Genomic DNA, 23721 nt, shown 5'->3' on the forward strand with positions numbered 1-23721 from the left:
GCGGCGACCGGCGACCGGTTCCTGCGCAACGCTCAGATAGCCCTTGGAGGAGGAAATTCGATGAAAGCACGCAAATGGGCGGGGACATTCCGCCTTGCCGCAGCGGCGATCCTTGTGATCACGGCGGGGACCGCCACGTCGTGGGCAGCCGCGGCAAATACCAAACAGGAAACCGGCTGCCAGTCGGCGATGACCAAGGGAATCGGCAAGCACACCCAGGCCGTCGCCAAGGCGATGGCCGCGTGTGAGAACACCGCGCTCGCGGCCAGCATGACGCCGTCCTGCCCCGACGCGACAGCGACGCAGGCGATCAGCGACTCCGCGACGAAGATCGCGAAGACCATCGCCAAGAAGTGCCAGAGCCAGTGCAGCATTTCGGGAGTGAGCTGCATCAACGATGCGAGCTGCCCGCCGTTCGGCCACGCGAACGAGAGCTGCAGCGGCACCACCGGCAAGAAGCCGTTCAACAGCGGGGCCATGGGCTTCCCGGGGCCCCAGTGCGAATTCTTCAATGGCGCTCCCCTCGAGGACGGCAACGGCTTTGCCAAGTGCGCTGCGGGTTACGGCGAGGAAGTCGCCGACGAGATCATCACCAACATCTTCGGCAGCCTTGCGACCACGCCCTCGGCCTCTGCCCAGTCCTGCCTCGACGCGATCGTCGGCGCGATGCCGAAGGCCGCGAGCTCGATGGCCGGCGCCGTGAGCAAATGCCGTGTCGCCCAGCTCTCGTCCGAGAGCCCGGTCGTCCTGCCGAACGCCTGCGCAACGGACGACCAGAAAACTTCCGACTCCGTCGCGAAGGCCCAGGCCAAGCTCACATCCGCGATCGACTCGTCGTGTACCAACGCGGACGTCTCCTCCCTCGATCTGTGCAAGGCGGGCATCGCCGGGACCACGACGACGGACGCAGCCAAGACCTGCCTCAGCGATGCTCTCGAGCAGGCCGCGATCTCGGTGGAAAACGCCGAGGATCGCCCGCTGGCCGGCTCGAGCATCATCAATGGCGCGTATCCGAAGACCTCTCCGGCACGCTGCGGCGACAACGTCGTCAACCAGCTGCCCAACCAGTTCGCACCGAACGGCGAAGAGTGCGACGGCACCGACGACAGCGCCTGTCCCGGCCTCTGCCTGCCGCCGGGCGACACTTTCGAGTGCACCTGCTCGAACCACAAGCGTGCCCGCGTCTTCGCGGACGGCTTTGCCGCCGACCTCGACAACGGTTGGAGCGGAAAATCGCATAACTCGAAGGTGACCGACCGCGCCGGATTCGTCTCCGACGTCACCAACTGCGACTGCAGCCTTTTCGATACCGCGCACGGCAAGGCGGCATCCTGCGTCGCGGGACACAGCACGAACCCGGTCTGCACCGTCAACGCGACGGTCGAGCCGCGCTGCTCGCAGAACGTCGACAGCGGCCTGTCGTGCGACCAGTTCGGCAACAACGACGGCGTGAACGAGAGCGCGGACTGCTATGCCTGCGGCGACGGCGCCGACAATGCAGGCGCGTCCTGCACCGGCACCCAGCGCACGTGCAGGGGCGGCACCCACGACGGCATCCGATGCAATTCGGATACGAACTGCCAGCCAGGTGGCACCTGCACCGGAATCGGCGCCTGCGTCGACGGACCGTTCGCCGGCAATGGCTGCGCCGGGCCCGAAAGCTGTGGCGTCTGCCTCGGCGGCACCAACATGGGTCACGTCTGCTCGGTGCCTGCCGACTGCCCGCTCAGCAGCTGCCAGAACCACAACTGCGGCGCCGACCGCTGCCTCGGCGGAAGCAACGCCAACAACTCCTGCAAGAATGCCGCCGACTGTCCGGGAGGCGCCTGCGAGGCGGCGAGCGACTGCGCCAGCCGCTGCTACGACGCGAGCAATACCCCGGGTGCCAGCTGCTTCAGCCAGTCTGATTGCCCCGAAGGGTCGCGCTGCAAGGGCGCGTGCGACAAGCAGACCAACAGCTGCATCATCCTGCGCAACGGCGCGCCGCTGCCGCTGTCGTCCGCAGGAACCTCGGTCTGCGTGGACAGCCAGTTCTTCACGAACGTGACCGGGACGCGCAACATCATCACCGGCGAGCACGCGGTCAGCTACGAGCTGCGCTCGGGCATCATCCTGCCCCTGAGCGGAGAGCCGCAGGCAACACCGTGTCCGGTGTGCGGCGGCTACTGCGCTACCGTCGGCCAGACGACCGACCTGTTCCCGTGCTCGGGAACCTGCAACGGCCCGGAGCTGCAGTGCCGTTACGGCCCGAGCCAGGGCGCCACGTGCACGACGCCGGGTACTGCGGATGCGACCTGCGGCGCCGGGTTCCTCTGCGGCCAGGTCAAGTGCCGCTTCGACAGCGACTGCCCGACCGGCACCTGCGACGGCTCCACGTCGCCCGATTGCGAGAATGCCGCGTGCCGTCTCGACCTGTCCTGCAGCTATGGCACCAACGCGCAGAACAGCTGCCGGATCGAGGCCAATACCGTGTTCGGTACGACCTCGTCCGACTGCCCGCCTGACGGCAACAACGTCTCGGGTGGAGGCCTGGCAATCCGCTGGAACCCGCTGACCAGTGCGCCGCAGGTACTGCCGGGGCTGGCGCCTTGCGACCTCAGCGGCTTCTCGAACCTGACGTGCAACTGCGTCACGGGAGGCGGCGGCACGCGCAACAAGCCCAACGGCTGCAATGCGGCCTGCAATGCGGGTGCGAACTTCGGCGAGATCTGCAAGGACTTCGCCCGCTGCACCGGCGGCACGAAAGCGGTCTGCGACAGCAATGCGGACTGCCCGGTCGGCACCTGCACCGGCAATCCGCGCGTCTGCGGCGCCGGCAACGTCGGCAACTGCAGCGTCTTCCACTGCACGGGTGGGAGCAACGACGGCACGATCTGCGGCGGCGTCGGGAACAACGGTCTTTGCACCGGTGGCGGCCACTGCGTGGCGACGGCCTGCACCGTCGGCGGCGCGGCCTGCACCGACGGCTACTGCGTGCCCCACGATTGCACGACCAACACCGACTGCGAGCCGAGCGTGACCTGCGACGACGCCTGCCCGGGCGGCCTGTGTTCGTTCCTGTGCGTGCCTCACGGCAAGTGCAACGGCGGCAACAAGAACGGCGACAACTGCGCGCTGAACGTCGACTGCACCGGCGGCGGCACCTGCACGCCGGACGATCTGGAGGAAGGCGCCTGCGCCCAGGGCGTCCTCAACCACTGCAACGGCAAGGGCTGGGAGTTCCAGTCGTGCGGACCCACGCAGGTCGGCACGCCTGAAGGCTGCGAGGCCGGAACCGATTCGATCGTCGGCAACAGCAACGATTACGTCGGTGCGGGCGACTGCATCGCCGACACCCTCAGCTGCTTCATCAACAACGGAGCGGCCGAGGGCGGAAGCACGCTCAACGGCAAGGGCGACGCGACCGACTCCCTGTCGGTGGCTACGTTCTGCATCCCGGCGACGTCCAGCAATACGGTCAACCCGACGGCTGGCCTGCCGGGACCTGGACGCATCCGCCAGCCCTCGATGGTGGTGCCGAACTTCACGTCGCTGCCGTAGCGACGCCTGCCAGGCGAACGAAAAAGCCCGCGCCTCCGAAAGGGGGCGCGGGCTTTTTTTTGCTGCAGTGATGGGGTCAGGCACCATTCCCTTGGTACCTGACCCCATTCCCCTGGTGCCTGACCCCATTCCCCTGGTGCCTGACCCTATTCCCCTGGTGCCTGACCCCATTACTGCCGTGGCATCGAGGTGGCCGCATCCACATCGCGCCGCGGAGGGCGGGGGCGCGGCAAAGTGGCCGCATCCACTTCGTGGGGCCGCCGGTGCAGTCGCAGCGTCCAACGATCCTGTCGGGCCAGCCTGCGGGGGCGCCGCTGGAACGGCAGCTTTCCATGATGCGGTGGCGCCGGCCTTGCGGCGGGGGTCGATGTCGTAGGGCCCGCCGACGGCGGACTACGGGAGGGGTTCAGGGGCCATCCCGCCGGAGGGCGGAGTGGACCGCGCCGGGGTGTCCTGGTTCACGACGGCGCACGGGCGGAGTCCCGCCCGTGCACCGCGGTCCCTTATTTCTTGTCGGGAGCCTTCGAGGGAGCCGGCACGTCCGGCAGGGTCTTGTACTTGCTCAGGTCCTCGCGGGGCTTGGCCTGCTCCTCCTTGGCGCGCAGCTCGTCGTCCTTGTCGGAGTAGTCGGCGACCCTCGTCATGTGGAAGCGCCCCTTGAATTCGATGTTGATCGGAAAGGGGGCATTGGCGATCGCGACGCTGATGTAATTGCCGTCCATCGATTTGGGCTCGATCGTCTCGATGCCGTACAGGTCGACGAGCTTGCCGCCGCCGCCGCCGCCGATCGTCGGATTTCCCTCGAAGTCCATGACGAAGGCCAGGCGCGACTTCGTGAGGGCCTGGTCGCTCGACAGGGCCTCGTCGAAGTTGTCCTTGGCCACTGCGCGGTGGGAGGCCTTGAACAGCAGCGGCGGCGCGTTGGTGGGCAGCTCGGCCCATGTTTTCCCGAGATTTTCGAGCTGGGCCGCGCTGGGGGCGAATGTCTGGTGCGTTTCGTAGGTCTTGGCGATCTCGTCCGAGAACGGCAGCTTGACGTCGAGCACGCGCAGCTCGAGCTTTTCCTGCAGCTCGCTTCCCTGCGCGGTCTCCTTGCCGCTGCCCGTGTAGCGGATTTTCATCAGGCGCGCCGACGTCTGCTTCAAGGCGGGGCGGCGCATCGACAAAAGGATCGACGGCGGCAGGTCGCCCGAAGCGACCTTGTGGAACGAGTCGACGTCTGTGATGTCGTTCGTATTGATCTTGAGCAGGACGTCACCGGTGAGGATCGAATTGGACCTGCAGAAGGCCTCGTCGCTGCACCCCGTGACGATCACCCCGGCCGAACCCTTGCCGAGCAGCGGTTCGAGGTCGGCAGGGATGGGGCCGACGGAGAACGGGAGCGGCGGCCTCGGGGCGACAGGCTTGGGATAAGAGATCCGGAACTCCGGCATCACCTGTTGTACAGAAAGCCACACCCCCCCGATATCGGACCCGACCTCTCCCTCCAGCTTCGTCTCCTGATAAAAGGCGAAGGATGAAACGGGGCACACAAGGGCAGCGGCGAGAGCGCCCAGCGCAACTCGTCGCCGGCTGCACTTGCTGATCGTCATGAAATGAAATCGAGACATGTTTCCTCCTCGGGTCGATTTGAAGGGGGTCTCCTCCGGAGGCGCTGCCCCGTGGGGCATTTCACCTCCTGGGGCGGAGAAGGGTGAGGTCGTCATACGCGTGGAAATTCTCGCAATCCAGTCTCGCCGCTCCGTGACTTCACTGCGCCGTCGCTAGCTTGACAACCGACGAGAACCCCGGCTAAACCTTACCGCCGAAGCCGTTTTAGCTGGCCTCGGTAGACGCGAGAGAGGGCTCTTGTCGCGTCCCTCGAATACTGCGTCCGCACGACATTCAAGAGAAGGAGTTGGTGGAATGAATACCTGGTTTCGCAAAGTCGGGATGGGCGCGACGGCCCTCATGCTGGCCGGCGTCCTTGGCGGCTGTAACAACGGCGGCAACGGCGGCGGCCTGGTCCGCCTGTTCTTCGGAATCGTCGGTAACGGCAATTGCAGCAGCGTCACCGTCAATCTGAACCTCAGCCAGGCGAACGCCGTCCTCGAGGGCACTCCGCAAGACAGCTGCGCCATCAACTCCGCGCTCACCGGCTGCAGCATCACGAACATCTCGCTGGCAGTCGACGGAGACATGAGCGTGACGATCTCGGGTGCGAACTGCACGATCCCGGGAACCACCAACCTCTTCAGCTGCCAATTCCAGGACGTCGACCTGTCGCAGCTGCGTGATACCGCAAGCGCCCAGTGCACCTGCAAGGCTGCCGGCTGCGACACCACGCCTCCGGTCTGCATCAGCCTGACGCCCGATCCGGGCTCGTGCGAGAACTGCACCAACGGCATCGACGACGACGGCAACGGCCTCGTCGACTGCAACGACCCGGCGTGTCAGGACAACCCGGTGTGCAACGGCTCGACGAGCACCACGTCGACGTCGACGACGAACACGCTGAGCTCGACGACGACGACGAATTCGACGACCACGACGAATTCGACGACGACGTCGACGACGCTGCAGCCCAATCTGACCTGCACGATCATCTTCCACCTGGACGACGACGTGAGCGTCGGCGCGCTGCAGTTCGACACCGACTACAGCAACGCGCCGGGCTTCTTCCTCGGCGAGGCAGGCAGCGTGCAGTGCTCGAGCCTGATCCAGAACACGATCGCGGCCTTCAACGACAAGGACGCCCAGCAGACCCTGTCGTCGGGCATCATCAGCCTCAACGGCTTCAGCGGCCCGGTGAACGTGTCCGAGTGCACGTTCAAGGCCTCCGTGACGCCGGTCAAGGGTGACTTCCACGTCACCGTGACCTCCGCTACGGATCCGAACCTCGTCGACATCACGCCGCTGCCTGCGGTGTCGATCGGATCGATCGACTGCAACGGCCCGGTGACGACGACGACGACGACGATGGCGGGCGTGACGACGACGACGAACACGACCACCACGACGGCGGGCGCGAACAACTTCATCGTGAAGTTCCACCTCGACTCCGCCGGCAGCTCGGTCGGAGCCCTGCAGTGGCACACCAACTACTCGGCTGCGCCGGGCGGGTTCCAGGGACGCGGCGGCAGCGTCACCTGCTCCAACCTTGTGGTCGGCGCGCTGTTCGCGCCTAACGACGACGAGGCGCACACGACGCTGAACCTCGGACTGATCGCGCTGACCCCGTTCACCGCGCCGACCGACCTGGTGCAGTGCACGTTCAACGCGACGGCCGGGCAGACGCCGACGGCGGCCGAGTTCCCGATCGTGAAGGACGACGCGACCGATTCGGACGGCAACGAGATCACCGCGGCGTTTTCGGTCACTGTTACGCCAGCCCCTTGATTGAAGGGGCCTGTACGAGCTAATTAGTTCGCACGGAGGGGGAGTCCCGGGTTTCGGGACTCCCCCTTCCGTTTTTGACGATGCAGTTTCTTACGAACCGGAGGAGCCGAACCATGACCCGATCGACCACGAGTGTCCTCGCCGCGGTGCTTGCCGGCGGCCTGATGCTCTTCGCCCCCCAAGTCGCGCAGGTCGCCCAGGCTGCAAAGGGCGACTGCGGTCAGCCCAGCTCTTCGGGCGCCTCGCCCGTCAGCTCCGACGCGCTGACCATTCTTAAATCTTCCGTTGGCCAGCCGACGGCCTGTGACGACTCGCCGAGCAAATGCGACTGCGACGTCAACAACAGCAATACGGTGACTGCTTCGGACGCGCTGCTCGACCTCAAGAAAGCGGTAGGCCAGGACGTCACGCTCACCTGCTCCTGCTCGGTCGTCCCGCAGGGCATCCCGTGCACGTCGGCCGTGTTCCACTCGCGCACCGGCTCCGACCTCGATTCCGGCTGGACCGGCATCGCGCACAACTCCGACCTCGAGATCGGATCGTCGATCTCGTTCGACGTGATGAAGCGCTGCACCGACAACAACGCGCAGTGCCAGGCGAACGCCGACTGCGTCAACAACAACTGCAAGGCCACGTGCGACTGCAGCAGCGACACCACCTGCGACATCACGGGTCCAACCGACGCGCCGCGCTGCGTGACTACGCTGAAGGGCTGCACGACCAACACCGACTGCCCGACGGGCGTCGCGTGTGTTCACACATTCGGCCCGCCGCTGCCGCTGTCCTCGGGCGGAACCCCCGTATGCGTAGTCAGCGTCTTCGACAGCGTGCTGACGGGCACCGCCGACACCTCCACCGGTGAAGCGGTGACGTCGGCGAGCCTCAAGTCGCGCGTGTTCCTCGGCATCGCGATCGACAAGCCGTGCCCGCGCTGCGGCGCACCGGCGGATCATCCCCAGATCGGCGGCACCTTCACGTGCAGCGGAGGCCAGTTCGACGCCGCCGTCTGCCACGTCGACGCTCTCAGCCCGGTCTTCGGCGGAACTTCGTTCGACTGCCCGCCGGCCCTCAATGCGAACGTTTCGGGAGCCGGCCTGGAGATCCGCTTCAGCCAGGTGACGACGGGAACCTCGACCAAGACGGCGCAGCTTCCGTGCGCCAACAGTCAGTTCCTGTCCAACCCGCTCAACGCACCGTTCAAGTGTTACGGCGGGACCAATGCCGGCAAGACCTGCTCGACCAATACCGATTGTCCCGGCTCGGCGGTCCCCGGACCGTGTCAGAGTCACCCCGGCAAGTGCCTCGACAACAACGCGGCGTGCTCGACCAACGCCGACTGCAAGCGCTGCACCGGCGACAGCTCCATCCAGTGCACTGCCGACAACCAGTGCACCGGCAATGGCTCGTGCGGCGAGGCGCCGGACCAGCCGGTCACCTGCGGCTTCTGGTGCCAGTGCGGATTCTGTAACGGCGACGCCAGCCTGCCGTGCTTCGAGACAGGCGACTGCCCGAGCGGCCAGACCTGCCAGGTCGGACCCGGCTCGGGCAACGTGCAGAACGCGCCGCAGCAGGAGCCCAACTCCTGCAGCAGCGACAAGTTCATCTGCGGCCAGTTCGCGTCCGAGCAGTGCGCCACGTCGGTGCTCGGCAAGTGCACCGAGCAGAGCTACCGAAGCTGCACGTCGGGAACCACCACCTGCGAGGACAACAACGCAGGTACCTGCGACATCGAGCCGAAGCCGTGCTTCGAGTCACGCATCACGCGCACCGGCAGCCCCTCGCCGCTGGGCACGTACTGCGCGTTCCAGGACAAGACGTGCACGACCAACGCCGACTGCACCCAGTCCGGCGACTTCTGCGTAAAGGATTCCGCGCGTCCCCAGACCGTGGCGCTGTTCTGCGTACCGGGCACTTCGTCGTCGTCGATCAACAGCGTCGGCGGCATCACCGGACCGGGAGCCGTGAGCCTCAAGGGCTTCATCGAAGTCTGCCGCTGCGGCGACGGCAAGATCGGATGCGACGAGCAGTGCGACGACGGTAACACCGTCAACGGTGACGGCTGCGACGACTTCTGCCAGACCGAGCACCCATAGACCGCTCCAACGCCTGGGGTCGGACACCAGCGCTCGCCGTTTTGCGGCGAGCGCAACAGGTGTCCGGGCCCAGGCACGGTCCGCGCCTGCGGCGCCGCGACCGCGGCGCCCAAAGTGGCAGCCACCGGGGGTTTCCCCTAGTATTTCGCGCTGTGCGCAGCACCTGTTCGTCCGCGAGAAATCGTTTCCGGTGGCCACACTTCGCCCTGTCCGGCCTGTCTGCCTTGGCCTGCACAGGCGTCGGAGCATGCGGCCCGAGCGGCGGCGGCACCACCTACACCATCGTGTTCTCGCTCGGCGACAACGCGCCGGACGTGGATTCCGTGCACTTCACCGCCACCTACGAAGGCGGCAACATCCTCGGTAGCGGCGCAACTGCCGAGTGCACCGCGGCCGATTCCGTGACGGTGACCGTCGTCGACTTCGACAGCCCCGCGCTGGACGGGCCAAAGTTTCTCGACGTACAGGCTGGCGCCAAGGACACTGCCATTTCCGCGGGCGACGAAATCATGACCTGCAGTTTTACGGCTGGCACGCAGCCGACATCCCACAATTTCGCCATGACCACGACGGCGGCCACCGACGACAACGACGATTCGATCTCCGACCTGTCCAACGTCGACGTTGTCGTCTCCAGCACGTGTCTCGCAAGCGGGACGACGTCGGGAAGCTGCCCCCAGTGACTTCCCGCCGCATACTGGCTTTCGTCGTGACTGCCGCGCTGGCCGATCTGGCCGGCGGCTGCCAGAGCAACGACAAGGATGCGCTGGCGGTGTTCGTCAGCGTGCCCCAGCAAAGTTTCCCCAACGTCGCCAAGGCCACGATCGTCGTCGACTATTCCGGCACCGGCGCGAGCATTCTTGCCGACGGCGCCGCACCCGACTGCGCGTTCGTGCTGCCGGGCGTAGACGGGGCCTTCTCGGACGACCACCGCGGCACGCTGACGATCCACGCCTCCGGACCGCGCGCGCTGCGCGGCCCGGCCGACATCGCCGCGTGCCGCATGCGGGCAGCCGCCGACGCGACTCCCGCATCCGTGCACGACAAACTCGCGGTGCGGGTGACGGCGGCCGAGGATGCTGCCGGCAAGGCCGTCGACCTTTCGGGTTCCAAGGCACACGCGACGGCCCGCACCGAAGCCAGCATCGAGGCCGAGCAGGCCGAGGCCGTCAAGGCCTCCGAGGCGGCAGCCGCGGCAGCCCCGCCGCCGCCCGCCGCCCCGGGAGCCCCAGGGGCCGCTGGAGCCGGCGGACCCGGCGCGGCGCCGGCAGGAACCCAAGGGCCAGCCAAGAGCGAGTCTCTGCCCCCTCCCGGTTCCGCCGCGGCGGTAGCGGCAAGACTGGGCACCCCGCCGCCTCTTCCTTTCGGTGCCGCCAACGCCCCGCCCGGCAGCAGGCCTGCCGCCAATGCTGCGACAGCCAGCGCGAAGCCGGCTCCGTCGTCGCTCATCAACAACCCGCGCGGGTCCGCGTCCGGCAACAATTCGGGCAACCAGAACGGCTCTAACAACTCGACCAATCCGCCGCCCCAAGAAAACCCGGTCGGATCGGGCGGCGGTGGGTCGAATGTGTCCGACAACGCGCCGCAATATGACCTCGTCATCTCGGCGAACAGCACCGGCCAGGCCACGTTCGGTGCCCTGCAACTCGAGGTCACCTATCTCGGCAGCAACGGGAAGTTCGTCGGCCTCGGAGCGGATGTCGACTGCACGGGACTGGTCGATGCGATCATCGCCGCGAACAACGTGAACGACGTCCTGCTCAAGCTCGGTATAATCAGCCTGCAGGGAGTGCGCATTCCCGCGCCGCTGGTGCGCTGCGGATTTAAAACCTCGGGCCCGATCAGCACGGCGTCGTTCCAAATCCAGATCGTGGATGCCTCCGACGCGGGCTCGGAGCCGCTCGACCCGCCGCCAGCGGTCTTCGTGTCGAGCGTAAGCCGCCGTTGAGTCGCCCGGGGGCGCCGTCTCGCCCCGCGCGGGCTTCCGATCGACCGCGCAGATCGTCACCGCGCCGCGAGCCGGCCGCCGATGCCACTTCGACGGATGTCGCCGCAGCCGGCCGCACGCGCGCGAGGCTGCAATTCGCGGCAGCGTTCCTCGGCGCTGCCGGGCTGACCTGCATCGCATTCTGGCCGGCGCTCGGCGCCGGGTTCGTCTCCGACGACGTCAATGCGATCGTCGAGAACGAATGGGTAAGCGGTCCTTTCGATCCCGCCGCCATCTTCTCGAACTTCTCATGGTGGGGCCAGGGACGTTCGGACGCGCCCGACTTCCGCCCTGCCGCGACGCTGACGATGGCGTTAAGCCATTCGGCGTCAGGCTCGAATCCTTCGGCGTTCCGCATCGTGAACTTCGCGATGCATGCGGCATGTGCGGCGCTGCTGTTCGCGCTTGCTCGCGCTCTCGGCCTCGAGCTGGCGACGGCAATGGCAGCCGCGGCGCTGTTTGCCGTGCTCCCGATCCACAGCGAAGCGGTGATCTGGATCGTCGGACGCGCCGAGCTCGGTGCAGCGGCGTGTTTCCTCATCGCGACCCTCTGCTGCGTGCGCATCGAGCGCAACGGCTCCGCGCACAATGCCCGGCGCGAGGCAGACATTGCCGCGCCGGGCGATTCCGCAGCGCGCTACTCGCTGTGGTCGGGACTCGGCGCCGCCGCGGCGGTGACGACGGGAATGGCGTTCAAGGAGAACGCCGTGACGGTGCTCGCGGTGCCGGCCGCGCTCGCCGTCTGCCTCGGCCCCGCGCGTGAGCGTCTGCAACGAGCCGCGCAGACGACCGCGTGGCTCGCTGCCGGAGCTGCCGTGTATTTTGCGCTGCGTGCCCACGCATCGGGTCCGTCGCTGCATCTCGGGTCGCGATCGCTTCTGGACAACCCGTTGTCCGTCGTCGGGGCGGGCACGCGCCTGCTCGGTGCCGTCGCCGTGCTCGGTCGCTACCTGTGGCTCTCGGTGTGGCCTTCCCCGCTCAGCATCGATTATTCGTACGATGCGCTCGGCATCGGGTCCGGCTTCGTTGCCGATGCCGATTCCGCCGTCGCGATCGTTGCCGTCGCCGCGCTGGCCTGGGCCGCGTGGCGAGGCCCGGGAGCGCGATCGGTAACGTCTTTCGGGATCCTCGTCGCGGCAGCTTCCTACTCGATCGTCTCGCAGGTGCTCTTTCCGCTCGGCACTCTGCTCGGCGAACGGCTGTTCTATCTTCCGACCGCGGGGCTGCTGCTGGCGGCAGCTGCTGCGTGCGAGCCGCTGATGGTTCGCACCGCCGCGCGCACGATCACGATCGGCATCTGCGCCGCGCTCGTCATCGTCGCGCTCTTCGTCGATCGCCACCGCGCGGCGCAATGGTCCACTCCGGTCTCGGTGTTCGAGGCGGCCGTGGCCGCCTACCCGCGCAGCGCCCGCGCCCAGATGGAGCTCGCGTCGGCTTACGGCAATGCGGGACGCATCGAGGATGCGGCGGCGCACTTCGCGGCTGCCAGGGCCATCCACCCCGGCTATTCGGCGGCCGCCTACAACGAAGGAAACACCTACGCGCGCGCCGGCCTCTACGACCGCGCCGAAGCCGCGTACCGCAGCGCCGTCACGATCCAGCCCGACCTGACCAGGGCCTGGTACAACCTCGCCCTCACCGAGCGCATCCGCGGCCAGACGGCGGCATGGGTCGATGCAATGGAACATGCCACTGCGCTGTCGCCCGATTCGCCGGTGCTGGAGAACGAGCTGGGCGAGGCCCTGCTGGCGGCCGGCCGCTACGAAGACGCCGCCGGGACATACGACCGGCTGATCGACGGCGGCCAGGCCGTGGCGGCGTCGTACTTCAACCGCGGAGTTGCCCGGCATCACGCCGGCGGCTGCACCGCGGCGGTCGACGACTACCGCAAGGCGGCCTCCTTCTCCGTGGCACCGCACGAAGCGTTCGACGCCGCCGCCGGCTGCCTGCGAGAGCTCGGCCACAATGACGAGGCGGAAAAAATCGAGCAGGCAGGCAAAGTTGCAAACCGGGATACCCGTCGTTAAGGTCCGCGGTCCGGGGTCCCTTCTGGCCGCGTTCTCCCAATCTGATCGAGTGAGGCTCGTTCGCCACTTGTTGGCGCTCGCGGTGGTATGCCTTGCCGGCGTCGCGGTCGCGGCGACGATCCTGTACGTCCACGGCCAGATCGACCGCCTCGGCAATCGCTACACGAGCTTTTGCAGCATCAACGATACCGTCAACTGCGACCGGGTGCTTGCGAGCGAGTACGCGAAGATCGCAGGGTTTCCCATCGCCTGGATGGCGCTGGCCGCGTACGCCGGCATGGCCGCGATCTTCGCGTCGGCCTCGCGTGCGGACGAGCAGCTGCGCCGCCGGCTCATTGCGCTCGGGTCGGCAGGCGTCGTCGGTGCGCTCGTGTTCTCCGGCTACATGGCGGTGGTCGCGGCGTTCCGACTGGAGACGTTGTGCCTGCTCTGCGCCGGGCTCTACACGGTCGCGCTCACTAACGCGGCAATCACCGTATCGATGCTGCGGGGCTTTCGAAACAGCGCCGCGGGGTCCCCGTTCGGGCCGGGCGCAGCTGCGGGCGTGTTCAGCGTCGCGACCATCGGCGTGGTGGCGCTGGCATGGCTGACGTGGCCGGCCGGCGGCCAGGCTGCAGCTTCGCTGCGAAGCGCGGAGGACGTTCGCCGGGCCGATCCCGATTTCTACGCTTGGTACACCGCGCTGCCGAAAGTCGACGTCGCCAGCCTCGTGCGTGACGACCAGGTGGCGACCCTGTCCAGGGACAAAGTGGTCATCGTCGACTTCTTCGATCTCGAGTGCGCGCACTGCAAGAAGAACTACCAGCTCGTCAAGCAACTCATGGCCGTGCGGGGCGGCGAGGTACAGCTCGTCCACCGTCATTTCCCGCTGGACGCGAGCTGCAACGACATCGTGCCTGTGTCGCTTCACCCGGATGCGTGCCGGGCGGCCGAGGCAGTCGAGTGCGCGGGCCTGCAAGGAAAGCACGACGAGATGATCGACATCCTGTTCGCGAACCAGGGCCAGCTCTTTGCCGAAAACCTTCCGCGCCTTGCCGGAAAGATCGGTCTGGACAAGGACGCGCTCGAGCGCTGCCTCGACGAGCACCGCACCTTGCCGCTGGTGCTTGCCGACGCGCGGGCCGGAGCAAGGCTCGACATCACGTCCACCCCGACGGTGTTCATCGGGGGGCGTCGCATCACCGGGGCACTCGAAGAGGTGGGGAAGTACGAGATGGCGGTGGTGATTGACGCGGTGCGACCGCACTGAAGGCCACCGTCGGGGCGGAGTGCACCCGCCTGCTCCCGTCGATGACGGAACAGCTACTTAAGGCATTGTTCGCAGGCATTTCTACACGGTATTGCATCGGTGCAATGGTAAAGACCCTCATGGGTGGCACCCGCCCTGCGAAACTGCCTCAGAAACGCAGTCCCTCCGGGGAGTTGCGCGATCGCTCCACCGACCCCCATTTTTTCGGCTTGGCACGCGAATTGCCTTCATAGGGCGTCGCGCCGGACCAAGTCCCCAACATCCGGTAACGACTGGAGGTAATTTGTGAAGCCCGAAACATCATCCCTGTACGATAATGGAATGCGCGGCGGCCAGGCCAATCCGGGATCCGTGTCCTCGAACCTGCGCTCGAACGTGCGTCCGATCCCGAACGAAGGAACCTACAAGTTCGATCCCGAGCGGCCTCGTCCGAACCTGACCCTTCGCGAGAAGGAAGTACTGCGCCTGGTTTGCGACGGGCTGACGAATGCGGAGATCGCGAGCAAGCTGACCGTCTCGCGCGAGACGATCAAGTCCGAGCTCAAGCGCATCTTCCGCAAGATCGGCGTCGCCAATCGCACCCAGGCCGCCGTTCTGCTCGTCAAGCAAGGCTGGCTCTAGCGAGCCGCGCGGAAACTTGGGTCGCGGAATCGCCCGCGCTACCTTGTCTGCGGCCGCGCCGGAGCTCCGGCGCGGCCGCGACCGTCAAGGCAGCATGCAGCGGACGAAGGAAATCCAGGACAGTTCTTCATTCCCGTCGTGGGCGGCGCGCGCAGTGCGTGCCTGTCCCTCCGGAATTGCGCGCCCATGGCGCGGACTGCGATTCTCGCTGGCCATTGCAGCGCTGCTCGTCGCCGCGACGAGCCAGGCCGCCGCGCCGGCATCGTACCCTGCGCTCTCGCCCGGACTTTCGCTGCTCGAGCGCAACTATCTCTACGACAGCGAGCTCGTCCCCGCCAAGCTGTTCGACGAGGCCGGCAAGGTGTTCTCGCGCGATGTCAGCGATCTCGTCGTGCGCAGGCTCTCCGAGCGCGCCTGGCTCTACCGCACGCCCGACTGCGAGTTGCGGGTCGAAGTTCCGGCCGACGCGACGGTGCGCACGCTCGAAGCGCCGCTGACTGCCGTCGGTCGCCTTCTCGAAAGCTGCTCGACCCACTTGCCGCCGCAGCTGCCGGCGATGGATTCCTACCTGCTGGGCGGAGTGCTGTCGGGGCTGGACCCGTACTCGGTGGTCTTCGACGAGAAGCACCAGAACGAGCACAACATCCAGTACCAGGGAAAGCTGGCCGGCATCGGTGCGCGCATCGGTGCGCGCCACAACCAGCTCACGCTGATCGAGGTGTATCCCGACTCGCCCGCTGCGCGCGCCGACCTGCGCAACGACGACGCGATCCTGCGCATCGACGACCTCTCGACGAAGAACATCGCCGCCTCCGACGCCGTCGAGCGCATCCGCGGCGACGAGGGCACCACCGTCACGCTGCTGATCCAGCGCAAGGACGAGCCGGAGCCGAAGAGCGTGATCGTCACGCGCGGCATCGTGATGATCCCTTCCGTGAAATCGAAGATCCTCGACGCCGACATCCTCTACACCGAAATCACGCAGTTCAGCCAGACTACGCCCGACGACTTCCGCCAGCACCTGAAGAAGGCGGTCGACGACAAGCACCTGCGCGGTGTCATCATCGACCTGCGGCGCAACTCGGGCGGCAGCATGATGGGCTCTTCCGCGATCGGCGACCTTTTCCTCAAAGAAGGCGTGCTGATCACGACGGCCGGGCGCGACGGCCAGCCTGCACGGGGGCTGACGCCGGAAGTGCGCGCCAGCGGCAGCGCCCTGTCGCCCGATCTCCCGGTGATTTTCCTGACGTCGCCGATGACGGCGTCCGGCTCGGAGCTGCTGGCCGCCAGCCTGCGCAACAACGACCGCGCCCTGCTCGTCGGCGAGCACACGTTCGGCAAGGGCTGCATCCAGAAGACGTTTCCGCTGCGCGACACGAGCACGATGAAGATGACGGTGGGAAACTTCCTGCCCAACGCGCAGCCGATCCCCGGCGGAGGCCTGATTCCCGACGTCGAGGTGACCAACTACAAGGTCGGCAGCGGGCACCTGGCGATCCCGCCGCCGATCCGCACCTCCGAGCTTCCGTTCTGGCTGAAGACGCCGAAATGGTCGAAGGCCGAAGCGGCGCCGCCGTCGTACCGCGTCACGTTCGCGCAGGACTATCCCGACAACGACCCGTCGCTGGTCGAGAACGACGACGACGACAGCGTCGACGACGAGAAGACCGACGCGGACAAACCCGATCGCGTCGTCGAGATTGCCGCCGCGATCCTGCGCAACCACGGCAACGTGTCCGCGAAGCAGATGCTTGCCGATTCGAAGGACTTCCTCGAGCAGACGGTCGAGACTTCCGAGGCCGACCTCGGCGACTTCATGTACAAGCACGGGATGGACTGGACGGACGGCCCGCGACCCCAGGCCGATCCCCATCTGACGCTGCAGGTATTGCCCGTCCATCCCCTGCGCGGCGGCGAAGACAACGAAGTGGACGTGCGGATCACCAACAACAGCCCTGCGCCGTTCTACCGCGTGCGCGCGGTTCTCGATTCGACGTCCAGCATCTTCGACGGCAAGCCGGCCGCGTACGGCCGCATCGAGCCCGGCAGCACGCGAAGCTGGCGCATGAAGGTCAAGCCGCTGGAGACCGTGCGCACCGGTCGCGTCCGCGTGACCGCGACGCTGTACGACGACAAGGGCGAGCTGGCCAAGCTCCCCCCGGTCGACCTCGTGGTCATGGAGGCGCCGCGCCCGCACCTGGCCGTGCGAACGACGATCACTGCATCCGCGGAGGATCCGACGCACCTGGACATCACGCTCGACCTGGAAAACCGCGGAAACGGCGCTGCCGACAAGATCATCGCCAGGCTCAAGCACCCGTCAGAAGAGCAGTTCGAGATCCTCGAGGGCACCGGCGACGTTGCGTCGCTGGCACCGGGCGAGAAAACGACGTTCGTGATGAAGGCGCACCTGCTCAGTTCTTTCGACAAGATCCCCGACGCGACGATCTACATCACCGAGACGCACCACGGTCTGTATCTCGAGCAGAAGGTGCCGCTGACGATGCCGGCAGCAGACGAGTCTGCGCCGCAGGCGGCCCGTACCACGGCGTCATCGTCATCCCCGGATTCGGCCGCAGTGGTCTCCGCGTCCGCTTCCGCGCCGTCGGCTCCTCCCACCCCGTCCCCGGCAGGCGCTGCGCGCGCGGCCACGGTGTCTACGGTCGGCAGCGGCTGGAACGAAGCGCCGCGCATCACGATCGAAGGAATCGACCAGCTGCCCGACAACACCTACCAGGTGCGCGTCCGGGCCAGCGACGACCACGCCCTGGCCGAGGTCCGTGCCCGCATCGACGACGACACCGTCGCGTACGTGGAGCCCGCCGGCGAGCACCGCACGACCGCCGAGTTGCGCTTTGCGTGGAAGCCGGACGACGACGTGAAGAAGCTCCGCATCGAGGCCGTCGACGACGAGGGCCTGCGCGAATACTACGCCGGCTCGTTGTAACCAGCCCCGCAATTGGGAGGCGGCGCGCATGGCCCCGTCTCCGAACCCGCCCCCAAGCGTACGGCAGCCGTCAGCGCGTAAAGGAACGGTCAGTGCCCGGTCGGCGCGTCGTTGTCGTCGTCGGGGGCGCCCGCCGGCTCGCCGGAGGTGGCTTCGGCGACCGCCTTTTCGTCGATCGAGACGCCGCCCTTCTTCTTCAGGTCGTCGATGAATCCAGTGGTTTTCTCGCGGCGGCTGTCGCTGACGAGCTTCACCTTGATCTGGTTCTTGACCTGGTCGAACGGCTGGATCGTGCCTTCTTCGCGGCCCGTGCGCATGATGATGTGCCAGCCGAAACGGGTCTGCACGGGCGGCGAGATGTCGCCGTCGTTCTTCAGCGCGAACGCTGCGTCCTCGAACTCCTTGACCATGCGGCCGCGCCCGAACGTGCCGAGATCGCCGCCGCGCTTGGCGTTGCTCAGGTCCTTCGAGTACTGCGCCGCGAGCGCCGCGAACTGCGTCTTGTCCGCCTGGAGCTTCCCGTAGATTTCCTTGGCGAGCGCTTCGTTATCGACGAGGATGTGGCTGGCCTTGACCTTTTCGGTCGAGAACTCCTGCGTGTGCGAGTCGTAGTAGCTCTTGACCTGCTCGTCGGAGACCGTCGCGTTCTGCTGGTCTTCCATCACTCGCTGCACGACCAGGTGCTCTTTCAGCTCGTCGAGGCGCCGTTGCACTTCTGCGTCGCGGTCGTAGCCGCGCCGCACGCCTTCGTCGTAGATCAGGTTCGAGACGATCTTGTTCTCGATGAACTGCTTGCGGCGGTCGGGGGCCTCGTCGAGGCTCTTGCGGGCCCGCGAGTTGAGCGGTCCGAGCGCGGCACGGTAATCGCCGAGAGTGAACTTCTTGCCCTCGTAAGTCGCCAGCACCGGGCCCGAAGCCTCGCCCGGCTTGGCACTGGAAGCGGCCGGCGTGGCAGCCGGGGCCTGGGCAGTCGTCGCGGGCTGGCTGCCGCCGTCGCAGCCGGCCAGCGCCGCCGCGGCAGCAAGCGTCCAAATCGCGCGCACGGCGCGCCCCCGGGCAAAGGTCTGTTGCGGCATCTTGATCTCCATCAGTGTGTGTCGAGTGCGGACTGGCCCGCAGGTCCGGATGAGTCGGATCATGCAGCGATCCGCGCGCGGTTTCCACGTCGCGGTCCGCCCGCGGCCGATGCTTCGACCGACCGGCCCGGCGGCCCGCAGAGCCGCAGCGGGATCCCGGGAGGCCGCGCAGCGGCCTCAGGAAATGTGAACCACGACGCGGGAGCCGCGCGGCTTCGGCACGACCTGCCCGATGATCGACGGCCGCAGGCCCTTGCGGTGCAGCGCCAGTTCGAAGTCTTCGGCCTTTTTCGGCGGCAGGGCGACCAGCAGCCCGCCGGAGGTCTGGGGATCGACCGCCGCCTGGGCCAGCGCGGGTGCGACGTCCTTTCCGATCGACAGCCTGGCGCCGAGCCACTCCCGGTTGCGGGCGGCGCCGCCGGTCACATAGCCGTCCTCGGCCAGGCGAGCCGTACCGGGCAGCAGAGGCAACTGGGCCGATTCGATCTCGAAACGCACGCTGCCGGAGGCCTCGGCCATTTCCGTCGCGTGGCCTGCCAGCCCGAAACCCGTGACGTCGGTGCACGCGTGGGCGCCGTAGCGAACGAGCATCGATCCTGCGACGTCGTTCAGCTCGATCATCGACGCAATCGCGAACGCTTCCTCCTCGGGCTTTGCGACCTGCTTCTTGATCGCGGTCGAGATGATGCCCGTGCCGAGGGACTTCGTGAGCACGAGAAGGTCGCCGGCGCGCGCGCCGCCATTGCGCACGATGCGCTTGGGATGAATCGTTCCTGTCACTGCCAGCCCGTACTTCAGCTCGTCGTCCATTACCGAATGCCCGCCGATCAGTACGGCGCCGGCCTTCTTCACACGGTCGGTCGCGCCTTCGATGATGCGCGAGAGCACCGACAGCGGAAGCTTCTTCGCCGGAAACGCGACGATGCCGAGCGCGACCAGCGGTTTGCCGCCCATCGCGTAGACGTCGCTCAGCGCGTTGGCCGCAGCGACCTGACCGAACACGAACGGGTCGTCGACCATCGGCGGAAAGAAATCGACGGTGGCAACGAGCGCGCTCGTCGAAGACAAACGATAGACGCCGGCATCGTCGGAGGTCTCGGTCGCGACCAGCACGTTTTTGTCGCGCAGCACCGGGATTCCGGCCAGAACCTGTCGCAGGTCGGCGGGGCCGAGCTTGCACGCGCAGCCTCCGGCGCCGACTTCGGCCGTCAGCCGGATGCGCGGCTTCGGCGCGGCGCTCGCGCGGCGCGCATTCTTCTTTGCGGCCGCCTTTTGCGACGCCGCCTTTCCCTTCTTTGCTGCCATGCGTCTCCTCGGCTGCGGCTCAGTTTCGCGCTGCGCTGCGGCGCAGGCGGCGGACGTCCCCGACGCGGATCGTGAGGCCGCTGCGGTCGAACCAGTCGAGCAACGGTATACCGTACTTGCGGGAAGCGGCAATGAGGTCGCGAAACGCGGCCGCCGTGATCTCGCTCTCACGCTCGAGGTAATCCTTCAGCTTCGCGGCGATCTCGTCGAGGCGCTGCGGCGCGAAGAACAGCTCCGGGGCCACCTTGACGAGGCGGCCCTGCAGCAGCAGCACCGCGGCAACTTTCGCGATGCGTTCGGGCGGCGCGGACATTTCGTCGGCCAGTTCCTTCACCATCGGTGGCATCGACCCGGCCTCGTCGATGCGTTCGAGCACGCGAAGAGCGAGTCCCTCGTCGCCGCCGCCGAGCGAGGCGGCATGGCCGCTCGTATGAACGACGTTGCCGCGGCGCACGAGCGTGCCGCCGCCTTCGAGCCGGTCCACGAGCAGCCGGAACGTCTTCGCATCCAGCGGCGGCTTCGCGCTCGTGCGAAGCTGTTCGAGGTCGATGCCGGAAAGCTCGGGATGGGCGCTTTCCCACGCGCGCACCGACGTCGTGATTCGCTCCAGCGCCGCGGCAAGCTTGGCGGATGTCACGAGCATCTCCGGTGCCGCGAGGCCAGGCAAGACCGTGATGCCGTCGCCTGCCGCTGCCAGGGCGACGGCTTGCTGCGCCGAGGTGCGGATCGCGCGCGAAGCCTGTTCCGGGGCCAGGCCCACGGCGTCGGTCATTGCGAGCGTCGTGCGAAGACGCGCCGCCGCGTCCCCGCTTTCGATCACGTGCAGGTGCGGACCGACGTCGCCGTCGGCCCTGCGGTGGCGCGCCGCGTGAGCGACGAGCACGACGCCGCCGCCGAGCGTGTGCTCGGCTGTCTCGTCGCGGATCACGAAGCGATCGCCGGCCTGCGCAACCAGCGGCTCGGCCAGCACGAGCTGCGCAAATGCGCTCGAGCGCGGCGCAACTTCGTCGATGCCGTCGAGCCACACCAGGCGAGCCGTCGACTGGCTGGCGCAGTGGTGTACCCGCACGCGGCAGTGCGAAGAGACGGTGCGCCGTGCCAGGGGCCGGATCTCGATGCGCGCATCGATTCGCGACGTAGGCTCGAGCGCCGCATCGGTGGTGATCGTGTCACCGCGTTCGATTTCGTCGCGGGCGATGCCGGCAAGGTTCAGCGCGACGCGCTCGCCCGCCGCAGCCTCCTCGGCGGCGCTGCCGTGCACCTGGATCTCGCGCAGCCGTGCTCTGCGCGCCGAAGGCAGGATGCAAACTTCGCTGCCGGCGCGGATGCTCCCCCCGATCGCCGTCCCGGTCACGACCACGCCGTGGCCCTTCATCACGAACACGCGGTCGACGGCAAGGCGGAACGCCTCGTCGCTTTTTTTCGGTACGAGCGATTTCAGGCTGCCAGCGATGAGGTCGCGCAGCGCTTCGATTCCCGCTCCGCTGCGTGCGCAGACTTCGACGACCGGCGCCCCCTCCAGGCGCGTGCCGGCAGCCAGAATCGCAATCTCCTCGCGGACCTCGGCAATGCGGTCCGCCGAGGCGACGTCGCACTTGGTGACGACGAAGATCGCCTTGTCGAGCCCGAGCAGGTGAACGATTTCGAAGTGCTCTTCGGTCTGCGGCATCACGCCGTCGTCGGCAGCGACGACGACGACGACGAGGTCGAAGCCGTGGGCTCCAGCCAGCATCTGGCGGATGAAGCGCTCGTGGCCGGGTACGTCGATGACGCCAATGCGGCCGATGGCATCCAGATCGAGGTGGGCGAACCCGAGCTCGATCGAAATGCCGCGTTCTTTCTCTTCAGGAAGACGGTCGGTCTCGATCCCGGTCAGCGCCTTGACGAGCGCCGATTTGCCGTGATCGATGTGGCCGGCGGTGCCGACGATGGCGCGGATCATCGCGCTGCGACTGCGCAAATCATTGATCGGCCCAATTCGCGTCAGGCCGGGGCCAGTGCGGCACGAGGTCGTGCGGGTCGTCGATCGTGCGCAGGTCGAGAACGAAACGGTCGTCGTGAATGCGACCGAGGATCGGCGGCTGCGAGGCGCGGAAGCGCTGCTCGATCGCGGCTGCGGTAAGACCGTCGGCCGCTACCGCGATCGCAAGCGACGCAATGGCGACGTTCGGCTGGGACCCGCTGCCGGTTTCGGCGCGACTTTCCACCAGCTCGAAGGCCCAGCGCGGTCCGAGCCGCGCGCCCAGAAGACCGAGCGCTTCTTCGCCGACGCGCCGCAGCTCTTCGAGCCCGCGCCGCAGGTAGCGAAGCGTCGGTATTTCCTGCTCAGGCCGCGGCGAGAAGCGGTACACGCGCAGCGTCGCCTCCAGCGCCGCCAGCGTCATCTTGTCGCAGCGCACCGCGCGCTTGAGAGGACTGCGGCGCAGGCGCTCGACGATGTCACGGCGTCCAGCCACGATCCCGCATTGGGGCCCGCCGAGAAGCTTGTCGCCGCTGGCAAGCACGAGGTCGGCGCCGGCGCGAAGGCTGGCCGCGATCGTCGGTTCGGGCGCAAGGCCGAGAGCGGAAAGGTCGACGACCGCACCGGAACCGAGATCCTCGACAACGACGATACCCGCGTGCTGCTTCGCGAGCTTCGAAAGCTCCGCGAGATCCACCGAAGACGCGAAACCGACGATGCGATAGTTGCTCGCGTGCACTTTCATCAGAAGCGCAGTGTCCGCGCCGATGGCGTCGCGATAATCGGCAGGATGCGTGCGGTTGGTGGTGCCGACTTCGCGAAGCACGGCGCCACTGGCCTTCATGATTTCCGGAATGCGAAACGAGCCGCCGATCTCCACCAGCTCGCCGCGCGAGACGACGACTTCGCGCGAGGCAGCAAGCGTGTGCAGTGCCAGCAGCACGCCGGCGGCATTGTTGTTGACGACAGTCGCGGCCTCAGCGCCGGTCAGCGCGCAAAGGTGCTCCTCGACGAGGAGGTCGCGATCGCCTCGGCCTCCCGTCGCCAGGTCGTACTCGAGGTTGACGGAAGCACCCGCGGCGAGCGCTGCGGCCTCGATCGCGGCGTCGCACAGCACTGCGCGACCGATGTTCGTGTGAAGAACGACGCCGGTAGCGTTGATCACCCGCGTGAGCGCCGGAGCGGAAGACAGTGCGAGCATGCGCTCCGCGATCGACGCGACCGCGGCGGCCGTGAGCTCGGAATCGGCAAGTTCCTCGCCGGACCGCAGGCGTTCGCGGAGTCCGGCAAGCGCGCGCCTGGCGGCGTCCAGCACCGCCGGGCGCGAAAATTCCTTCAGCGCAGCGCCGCCCTCCCCGCCGAGCACCGCTTCCACCGACGGCAGCCGCGCCGCCCGCACATCGACGGGCACGTTCCCGGAAGGCTCTTTCGCAGCCGTACGCATGGCCGCGCATCCTGCCTCGCGTCGCGACCCTCCACAACATTCACCCCTCAATTTCCCGAGGCGAGAAATTTCGATCCTTCTCGGCGTCCGACCG

The 23721-nt window shown here is 67.3% G+C and carries 14 protein-coding genes; 9 read left to right on the plus strand and 5 right to left on the minus strand.

The window, feature by feature from the left end:
• Nucleotides 1–60 precede the first annotated feature (60 nt).
• Nucleotides 61–3540 (plus strand): hypothetical protein, encoded by a 3480-nt coding sequence (locus VGK20_18735; GenBank protein ID HEY2776084.1) that lies wholly within the window; start codon nt 61–63, stop codon nt 3538–3540.
• Nucleotides 3541–4043: 503 nt separating this feature from the next.
• Here the strand turns inward: VGK20_18735 and VGK20_18740 are convergent.
• Nucleotides 4044–5150: a hypothetical protein gene (locus tag VGK20_18740; protein HEY2776085.1), complete on the minus strand. Its 1107-nt coding sequence runs from the start codon at nt 5148–5150 to the stop codon at nt 4044–4046.
• 295 nt (nt 5151–5445) lie between these two features.
• Here VGK20_18740 and VGK20_18745 point away from each other — a divergent pair, with 295 nt between their 5' ends.
• From VGK20_18745 to VGK20_18780, 8 genes are all read left to right on the plus strand, one after another.
• A complete protein-coding gene (locus VGK20_18745) occupies nt 5446–6918 on the plus strand; it encodes a hypothetical protein (GenBank protein HEY2776086.1) in 1473 nt (490 codons plus the stop codon).
• A gap of 113 nt (nt 6919–7031) precedes the next feature.
• A complete protein-coding gene (locus tag VGK20_18750) occupies nt 7032–9011 on the plus strand; it encodes a hypothetical protein (GenBank protein ID HEY2776087.1) in 1980 nt (659 codons plus the stop codon).
• A gap of 224 nt (nt 9012–9235) precedes the next feature.
• Entirely contained in the window at nt 9236–9694 is a 459-nt protein-coding gene (locus VGK20_18755) for a hypothetical protein (protein ID HEY2776088.1), read from the plus strand.
• Nucleotides 9691–10959 carry a hypothetical protein gene (locus tag VGK20_18760; protein HEY2776089.1) on the plus strand — a complete coding sequence of 423 codons (1269 nt, stop codon included), beginning with the start codon at nt 9691–9693 and terminating at the stop codon, nt 10957–10959. Before VGK20_18755 ends, VGK20_18760 begins: the two co-directional genes overlap by 4 nt.
• Nucleotides 10956–13025 (plus strand): tetratricopeptide repeat protein, encoded by a 2070-nt coding sequence (locus VGK20_18765; protein HEY2776090.1) that lies wholly within the window; start codon nt 10956–10958, stop codon nt 13023–13025. The genes VGK20_18760 and VGK20_18765 overlap by 4 nt, the downstream gene beginning before the upstream one ends.
• A 49-nt stretch (nt 13026–13074) precedes the next feature.
• Nucleotides 13075–14274 (plus strand): vitamin K epoxide reductase family protein, encoded by a 1200-nt coding sequence (locus tag VGK20_18770; protein ID HEY2776091.1) that lies wholly within the window; start codon nt 13075–13077, stop codon nt 14272–14274.
• Nucleotides 14275–14559: 285 nt separating this feature from the next.
• A complete protein-coding gene (locus VGK20_18775) occupies nt 14560–14895 on the plus strand; it encodes a LuxR C-terminal-related transcriptional regulator (protein ID HEY2776092.1) in 336 nt (111 codons plus the stop codon).
• A gap of 94 nt (nt 14896–14989) precedes the next feature.
• Nucleotides 14990–17842, plus strand: a complete 2853-nt coding sequence (locus VGK20_18780; protein ID HEY2776093.1) for a S41 family peptidase — start codon at nt 14990–14992, stop codon at nt 17840–17842.
• An 89-nt stretch (nt 17843–17931) separates the two neighbouring features.
• Here the strand turns inward: VGK20_18780 and VGK20_18785 are convergent, their stop codons facing one another.
• The 4 genes from VGK20_18785 to selA all read right to left on the minus strand — a co-directional run bounded on the left by VGK20_18785 (nt 17932) and on the right by selA (nt 23627).
• Entirely contained in the window at nt 17932–18918 is a 987-nt protein-coding gene (locus VGK20_18785) for a peptidylprolyl isomerase (protein ID HEY2776094.1), read from the minus strand.
• Between the two features lie 177 nt (nt 18919–19095).
• The gene (selD, locus tag VGK20_18790; GenBank protein ID HEY2776095.1) at nt 19096–20223 is read right to left on the minus strand and encodes a selenide, water dikinase SelD; all 1128 of its coding nucleotides are present in this window, start codon (nt 20221–20223) and stop codon (nt 19096–19098) included.
• Nucleotides 20224–20242: 19 nt separating this feature from the next.
• Nucleotides 20243–22165: a selenocysteine-specific translation elongation factor gene (gene selB, locus VGK20_18795; protein ID HEY2776096.1), complete on the minus strand. Its 1923-nt coding sequence runs from the start codon at nt 22163–22165 to the stop codon at nt 20243–20245.
• Between the two features lie 19 nt (nt 22166–22184).
• Entirely contained in the window at nt 22185–23627 is a 1443-nt protein-coding gene (gene selA / locus VGK20_18800) for an L-seryl-tRNA(Sec) selenium transferase (protein ID HEY2776097.1), read from the minus strand.
• Between the last annotated feature and the right edge of the window lie 94 nt (nt 23628–23721).

Source organism: Candidatus Binatia bacterium (assembly GCA_036493895.1).
Taxonomy (GTDB): Bacteria; Desulfobacterota; Binatia; order UBA1149; family CAITLU01; genus DATNBU01.